Annotated in this window: 1 protein-coding gene; it reads right to left on the bottom strand. The window is 66.4% G+C overall.

Annotated features, from left to right (window positions below):
- Positions 1-315 precede the first annotated feature (315 nt).
- Positions 316-1,110 carry an SGNH/GDSL hydrolase family protein gene (locus tag H305_RS0143550; RefSeq protein ID WP_028805937.1) on the bottom strand — a complete coding sequence of 265 codons (795 nt, stop codon included), beginning with the start codon at positions 1,108-1,110 and terminating at the stop codon, positions 316-318.
- Positions 1,111-2,622: the final 1,512 nt, after the last annotated feature.

Genomic DNA, 2,622 nt, shown 5'->3' with positions numbered 1-2,622 from the left:
ACCCACGGCCGCGACTGACGCTTCCCCATGCCCACATCAACGAACGATCAAGCCAACAGTCACATGATCAAACCGCTTTTGTTAGAGCCAGTAAGGCGCCGACTACCGAGCAGTGCACCCCGCCGGCCTCTTACCTGGTGGTCACTTGTGCCGCACAGCTTAACCGCCGAATTGGGCGCTATCCGTATCGCCAACTGCCCATTGCCTTCCAGGGTTCGGCGTCATGGGTAAACGAAACGAGCGGGGCCCCTGTGCGTGGTTCCCTCGCACAGGGGCCCGGGAGACCCGGAGTGCTGGCCTGCCGATGCCGGCCGGTCAGCTGTTGGCGTTGAGCAGAGGGTAGAAGCCGGAGGCGTGACCGGTGGCGGTGGGGTGGTAAGACTCCCAGGTCGGCGAGATGACGATCGAGTGCAGCCAGTCGTCGCCGGAGCACAGCTCGTGCCCGTTGAAGGTCGTACGGACGTCACCGAAGACGAAGCCATGTGCGGCGGCCCTACCCTGGATGACGCTGTCAAGGACGTCGGAGGCCTCGTCGATCTTGCGGTGCTTGGTGTCGCTGAGTCCGATGCAGAAGACGTTGAGGGTGTAGAGGTGCGGGTAACCCAGCACGACCACCTTGGCGTTGGGGGCCTTGGCCCGGATCGCGTTGTACGTGGCGTCAAGGCGGGCAGGCAGCGTGTTCCGCGCGTAGCTCTCGGCCTGGTTGACCCGGTTGACGCAGTCGGAGTCCGAGTCCGTTGCGCAGGCCGTCATGACGTCGGCGAATCCGGCGTCATTGCCGCCAATGGTGAGGGAGACCAAGGTGGTGGAGGCGTTCAGGGGGCCGAGCTGAGAGTTCGTCACGTCCGTGGTGACTGCACCCGAACAAGCCGTGTCCGCGAAGGAGGACGGGGCGTGCGCGTTCTTCCACAGGTACGGGTAGGCGCTGAAGCTGCGGTGGCAGTTTCCACTCGCGCTGTCGTAGTTGCCCGCGCCGTTGCCGGCTGAGTACGAGTCACCGAGGGCGACGTACACGGCGCCGGCGGCCTGGGCCGGAGCGGTCAGGCCCAGGCTGATCAGCACTACGGCGCCCAGGGTTGCAAGCACGGACAGCACCTTGGTCGATCTCACGAGACCTCCAGAAATGGAATGTTGTCTTCCGCCAGACGCAGATGACAGAACTGCGCGAGTGAGGTGGACATGACAGATCAGCCTTTTGCTTGACTCCGTGTTCACGTCCTGATCTCACGCGAATGAGGCCGGGAGCGGGCCGAACAGGGAGGCCACCGCGAGAAGGCGGAGTGATGCCCCCGGCGGGCCGGTGGGGGCAGCGTGGGTGCCTCGAGGAAACAGTCGGCGGACCGTCAGTGCATGCCGGTGCCGAGCGTGTTCGACGTCCCGGTCACGGGCCCTGAGGCGGGATCGGAGGGGCGCTCGCGAGAGGAAGCGCAGCCCCTGAGATCGACGGGGCGCACACAGTGGGCGGCGCTGCCGCCGAGTGCTGGGGCGTCGGTCCCCATGGCTCGCCGCAGCCTGTATGGACGCGACTGTCGTCCCGGCGTCGCGGGCTCCGTATGCGCCGCGGGCTCGGTGCGCGCATCGGCGGCAGTCCGGCCGATGTGAGGCTCTGTCGCCGCCGGCCGATTGCCCGGAGGTTCCGCTCGCGTCGCTGACAGGGGGGCGCGGCGGTGTCGGGGGCGGTGGCGGCGGATCCGGGCTCGGCGGATGTCAGACGCGTCCTTAGTGAGGACTCGCCCGCCGAGAGCGTCTGAGTGGTGGGGGTCGTGAGTACGGTAGCCACGAACAGGCCGGACGCTGTGGCGGTCCGTCCCGCGCGTCTCGCAGTGCCGGGCTTCTTGATCCGCATGCGTTCCTCCTGTGGGGAAATGCGGGTCAGAGGGGGGCGAGCGGGTATGGCAAGAGCCCGCCGGTAGGCAGGCAGGACGTGCTCCTGACAAGTTCAATACTCAAGTATCGTGAGTTCTGGGGGCGTCGGCAAGCTATTGGCAGCAGAAATTTACGCGCGTAACACCGGGCCCTCCGGCAGCTGCCGCGAGCGCGGCAAGTCGAGACCCTTCCGCAGTGTTTTACCGTCAGATGCCGTCCAGCTACGACCCGTTCGTGGTCCACGCCAGCACCCCCGTCGACAACAGGGCCCATAAGATCGGCCACAGTCTGCAGCGAGACCGCTCCAGAGGCTGCCCACCCGGCTGCAACGCCGGAACATACAAGGGGCCATACCAACGAGCAGCGGAACGCCCCCGCTGCGTGCAAAGACAGTTCCTTCGCATGTTCCCCGAGGCCGGACACGCACAGCACTTGTCTGCACGCCCGGGTCGGCCTCATCGGCGGCGGCCCGCGACGCAATCGCGGCGGGTTCCCGGCGCCGGGACGAGTGCACGCCGGACCTGGTCGGGGCAGGGGCTTGGATTACACGACATTCCAGGTGATGAGTCCGGCGCTCGGCGCTGTTTCTCGGATCATGTGCGGAGCTAGATGGTGAGAGCTGCGACGGTGACGGTGCCGAGGTAGATGTAGGCGCGTTTCTCTTGACTTGCTCCTCGGGCTGATGCCCGAGGATTCTGGCCTTCTCGATCGTTGCTGTGCCGCTACGCGGCACGGGCTTGGGTCGGGAATCCGTGG

This window comes from Streptomyces sp. 142MFCol3.1 (genome assembly GCF_000424945.1).
Lineage (GTDB): Bacteria > Actinomycetota > Actinomycetes > Streptomycetales > Streptomycetaceae > Streptomyces > Streptomyces siamensis.
This window is presented reverse-complemented; position numbering and strand designations above follow the sequence as displayed.